Source organism: Burkholderia sp. GbtcB21 (assembly GCF_019091065.1).
In the GTDB taxonomy this organism is placed as follows: domain Bacteria; phylum Pseudomonadota; class Gammaproteobacteria; order Burkholderiales; family Burkholderiaceae; genus Burkholderia; species Burkholderia pyrrocinia_C.
The window spans coordinates 1-265 of the sequence record NZ_JAGXKA010000275.1; the positions used below are offsets into that span (position 1 = coordinate 1).

Consider the following 265-nt stretch of genomic DNA (forward strand, 5'->3'; position numbering starts at 1 on the left):
CACCCGCGCCATCGACGCACCACATACTGATCCAGGCCACACTCCCCCTTGGTCGCCTCGAAGCCAGTTTCGCTTTCCCACCTGCGTCCCGCGACATTCACCAGAATCTGCAGTGAAGCTTTACTGCGTGGAGCGTAGACGACATAGTGGGCATGCTCGCGCTTTTCATCCAGACTGCGCCGTACCAGCAAGTAATGTCCGAAGCTACAATCCCCGGGGGGGTTCTGCAGCCTCCATAGTGGCGTCATTGCCCAATCGACGCACG

General features: G+C 59.2%; 1 pseudogene. It reads right to left on the minus strand.

Annotation, left to right across the window (positions count from 1 at the left end):
* Positions 1 to 265 (minus strand): annotated as a pseudogene (locus KVT39_RS36945) (IS701 family transposase); the annotation flags it as partial.